Source organism: Algoriphagus sp., assembly GCF_024642405.1.
GTDB lineage: Bacteria > Bacteroidota > Bacteroidia > Cytophagales > Cyclobacteriaceae > Algoriphagus.
The window spans coordinates 1-4,564 of record NZ_JAHEBC010000313.1 but is presented as its reverse complement, the minus strand read 5'-3'; the positions used below and the strand labels follow the sequence as shown (position 1 = coordinate 4,564).

The 4,564-nt window shown below is 40.9% G+C and carries 3 protein-coding genes and 1 pseudogene; all 4 read left to right on the top strand.

Annotated features, from left to right (window positions below):
* Nucleotides 1–458 (top strand): annotated as a pseudogene (locus tag Q0L68_RS16825) (RraA family protein); the annotation flags it as partial.
* A 24-nt stretch (nucleotides 459–482) separates the two neighbouring features.
* A complete protein-coding gene (locus Q0L68_RS16820) occupies nucleotides 483–1,760 on the top strand; it encodes a mandelate racemase/muconate lactonizing enzyme family protein (protein WP_296705379.1) in 1,278 nt (425 codons plus the stop codon).
* Nucleotides 1,761–1,814: 54 nt separating this feature from the next.
* On the top strand, nucleotides 1,815–2,777 hold the full coding sequence (locus Q0L68_RS16815; protein ID WP_296705377.1) for an RraA family protein: 963 nt from the start codon (nucleotides 1,815–1,817) through the stop codon (nucleotides 2,775–2,777).
* 95 nt (nucleotides 2,778–2,872) lie between these two features.
* Nucleotides 2,873–4,357, top strand: coding sequence for a mandelate racemase/muconate lactonizing enzyme family protein (locus Q0L68_RS16810; protein ID WP_296705376.1), 1,485 nt, complete (start codon nucleotides 2,873–2,875; stop codon nucleotides 4,355–4,357).
* Nucleotides 4,358–4,564: the final 207 nt, after the last annotated feature.

The window sequence follows — 4,564 nt, the reverse complement described above, 5'->3', positions numbered from 1 at the left end:
CCAAATCCGGAAACGGGATCGTTTATGACGGCGCTATTCGGGATATCGTGGGGCTTAAAGAAATCGGATCTTTTACGTCCTATGTTTCCAGTTATCACCCGTCTCATCATAATCAGCCAGGTGATTTAAATACCATGTTGATCGGAATCAATAAGCCCACAAGAATCCATCAAGTAACTGTGATGGCTGGAGATGTGGTATTAGGAAGAGATGGCGGAGTTTCCTTTATTCCTGCTCATTTGGCTGAGAAAGTGGTGGTTACTTCAGAGGTAGTCCGTTTAAGAGATATGTTTGGTCATGAGCGAATAAGGGAAGGTAAATACACTGCCGGGCAAATTGATACCCGCTGGTCTGATGAGATTGAAAAAGATTTTTCACAATGGCTTAATGATCACATCGACGAATTACCTATTGCCAGGGAACAGATTCAGGAAATTTTAAAGAAAAGGACCTGGTAAGCTTCAGTAAACTCAAATACAATCATGAATAACAAAAAATCACGTAGATCTTTTTTACAAAAAGGAGCTGCTCTTGGATTAACCGGAGCAAGTCTATTGACGAATTTTGGTACTGGTCTACAAGCAGCAGTTCAAAAACAGAATATTTATTCTAACCCCTCAGACCTAAAAATCACGGATGTGAAATGCGGATTTGTCCGAGGAGCTGTTTATGTAAAAGTATATACTAACCAAGATGTGTGGGGATGTGGAGAAGCTGTAGATGCCATCCATGGTTCTTATTACCTAGTCAAAAGGCTTGGTAATCAGATTAAAGGTCAAAATCCCCTAAATCCGAACCGCCTTGCCGAGCAATTGAGAAAGGGATCATTTTTCGGAGGAGCTCAATCCGGGGTATTTGTAGCTGTTTTGACAGCTATTGAAACAGCACTTTGGGATATCACAGGTAAGGTTTTCAATATGCCTGTATATCAACTTTTAGGTGGAAAATTCCGGGATAAGATCCGGGTTTATTGCGATACTGCGCTATACACTTCTACCAACCCCAAACCTGAAGATTACGCAGCAGCAGCAAGAGACGCGGTGGATAGAGGATATAATGCTGTGAAATTTGATGTTGATGATGGGAGAGACCCAAATAAGTATGATCGCTTTAATTGGACAGCAAGCCCTGCGGAAATAGACCGGATGTATAATGCTATCGCTGCAGTCAGGGAGGAAGTAGGGTCAAACATTGATGTTTGTGTGGATATGCATGGTCGGTACGATGCAGTTACCGGAATGAAAATGGCCAAAATGTATGAGCCTTTGAATCTAATGTGGTTGGAGGAACCCGTTCCTGCCGATAATCCTGAAGTGTATAAGCACATCACGCAAGAAACCAGTACTCCGATTTGTGCAGGAGAAAATATCTATCTGGCTTACGGATTTACCAAGTTACTTTCTGATGGAGCTTTGGATATCATCATGCCCGACTTGCAAAAAGCAGGAGGTTTAGGGGAGGCTCAGCGGATTGCCAATCTGGCCAATCTCTATTATGTGCCATTCTCACCTCATATGGTTGCATCTTTTTTAGGAGCCATGGCCAGCTGTCATGTCTGCGCTTCTGTTCCCAATTTCCAAATTATGGAATGGCAGATCTACATGGACAAGGATGACCTTTGGAAAGATATAGTGACTTATGATGGGCCAAGAACTGAAAATAGCTTTATCACACTTTCTGAAAAGCCCGGAATCGGAGTAGAAATCAACGAAGAAGGCATGAAAAAGTATGCGGTTCCTGAAATTCCTTTCTTTGAATAATGAATTTATCCCTAACCTAGATTAGGGTTTTTAATCAATAAACCCAACACACTCATGATCCTTAAAACTATTCGAAAATCATCTATTTGTGCTGTTGCACTTGTTGGTTTGGTTTTATTTTCTACTGATAAAATCACAGCACAAAATGTTGGAGCGTCTTCAGAATATATCAATGCACTGACATCTGAATGGACAGGAGAGCGATTTCCTGACGGAAGGCCAAAAGTCTCCGATTCAATTTTAGAACGTTTGAAAAACATCTCTATTGAAGAGGCATGGGGAGTTTTACGAAATAAAGGTTTTCAAAATCAGTACGAAGGAGACTGGCAAATCATGCTTCCGGACGAGGCAATGACTGGTCGAGTCGTTACTGCTCAATACATGCCCCTGAGGCCGGATCTTGAAAAGCAAGTTAAGGATCAAGGTGTAGTCAAAGAAGGAAGATCTCCAAATGGAGGGACTAATTCATGGCCTATTGATATCCTGATAAATGGGGATGTTTATGTAGCAGACGGCTATGGCAAAATTGCCGATGGAACCTTGATCGGTGATAATCTTGGCAATGCAATTTTTGCCAATTCACAACGAGGCGTCATTTTTAATGGTTCCGTTCGAGATCAGGAAGGTCTTTCAGAAATCGAAGGCTTCAACGCTTGGATGAAAGGTCAGGATCCTTCCTACATCCAACAGATGATGCTCACTTCCATTAACAGCCCTATTAGAATTGGAAGGGCAACCGTTCTTCCAGGAGATGTTGTTTTAGCAAAGAAATACGGAGTGATTTTCATTCCTGCATATTTGGTAGAAGAATTGGTTTTGACCTCTGAAGTAACTGGTTTACGAGATGAATTTGGTCATCTGAGACTTCGAGAGGGCAAATACCTCCCAGGTCAAATTGATAGTCAATGGACTGAGGAGATCAAAAAAGATTTTCTGGATTGGTTGAATAACTATCCCGGGAAGCTACCTATGACAAAGGAAGAGTTGGATAATTACCTGAAAGAAAGAAATTATTGAGTTCTACTGAAGCAATTTGACTTTTGTAAAACTCTTTTTGCCGGCTATGTATTTGTCGACGCAATGAAACTTTTAAAATAATAACCTAAGAAACTATGAAAGGTACCCTACAAAACCTGATTGAGAAAAATAAAATCCGCGAGCAGCAATATGCAGCTCAGCGGCAAGCAGAAATAGATAATCCTTTGACCAAGGATAACAGAAGAGATTTTTTGAAAAAAACTGCATTTGGTGGCTTGAGTTTAACAGCCTTAATGGGTCTTAGTATTGAAGACACTATGGCAGAAACAACTAAAAACGTACGTCGGGCTTCAGCTCCTTCTGACTTAAAAATCACAGATTTGCGCTATGCTCATACTGCGGTGATGGGAGGAACAGCTATTCTTCGAATCGATACAAACCAAGGAGTTTATGGATTAGGAGAAGTAAGAGATGGAGCAGATCCTAAGTATGCCCTGATGCTCAAAAGCCGGATTCTGGGGGAGAATCCATGTAACGTGGAGAAAATCTTTAAAATCATCAAGCAATTTGGTGGACAATCCCGTCAAGCCGGTGGTGTCTGTGGTGTAGAAATGGCACTTTGGGACCTTTGCGGAAAAGCCTATAATGTTCCTGCATGGCAGTTATTGGGAGGAAGATATCGAGATTCGGTTAGATTATATGCAGATACACCTGAAGCTAGCTCTCCCGAAGAACAATTGAGGCTTATTAAATATAGAACTGAAGAGCAAGGCTATACTTGGCTAAAAATGGATGTATCGATTGGTGAAATCATGGATATTCCAGGCTGTATTGTTAATCCGGAGATTTTTAAAATGGGTAAAAGTCAATGGCAGGGTGGATATATGTCCTATGCAAATACTGCTCATCCCTTCACAGGAGTTCAAATTACTGAAAAAGGGTTAGATGAACTTGCCAAGATTGTCGATCATGTGAGAGGATTAGTAGGATATGAAATTCCGCTTTCCACCGATCACTATGGTCATTTTGACTTAAATAACTGTATCAGATTGGGGCAGGCCTTGGATAAATACAGACTGGCCTGGCTTGAAGATATGGTGCCTTGGCAAATGTGGGAGCAGCATAAAACAATTACTACAGCACTTAATACTCCAACAACCACAGGAGAGGATATCTATTTACTTCAATATTTCAAAGATTTGATCGATAATCATGCAGTAGATATTGTGCATCCGGATTTGGCTTCTTCTGGAGGACTTTTGGAGACCAAAAAAATAGCTGATTATGCGGAAGAAAAAGGAATTGCGATGGCAATGCATCAAGCTGGAACCCCAGTTTCTTTTATGGCTAATGTTCATTGTGCTGCTGCTACTCAGAATTTCCTTGCCCTTGAACATCATTCTGTAGATGTACCATGGTGGGAGGATTTGGTGACAATGACTGGAGGAGGTAAAATGATTGATAAAGGATATGCTCCCGTGCCTTTGGACGCTCCTGGACTAGGAATAGAATTAAATGATGAAGTAGTGAAAGCTCATTTGCATCCATCGGATCAATCTTATTTCGCTCCAACAGATATGTGGAACGATAAGCGTTCGCATGACAGGACTTACAGTTAATCACCTATTTTACCTATAGTAGAACCCGAAAACTTGTTTTAAAGCTTGTTTTCGGGTTAATTTCAAAAGCTTTCACCCAAAATACCTCAATCTTGAATCCAAAAATCACTAAATCACTTTCTGTTCTTTCAGCAATCTTATTTATTGCGGCGATTGCTACAAGTCAATTTTCAGGAATTGAGAATGCAGGCTTTCTCTGGATAGGTT

Coding starts and splice junctions, on each gene's coding strand:
- Q0L68_RS16820 (WP_296705379.1), top strand. CDS start 483: ATGAATAACAAAAAATCACGTAGATCTTTTTTACAAAAAGGAGCTGCT.
- Q0L68_RS16815 (WP_296705377.1), top strand. CDS start 1,815: ATGATCCTTAAAACTATTCGAAAATCATCTATTTGTGCTGTTGCACTT.
- Q0L68_RS16810 (WP_296705376.1), top strand. CDS start 2,873: ATGAAAGGTACCCTACAAAACCTGATTGAGAAAAATAAAATCCGCGAG.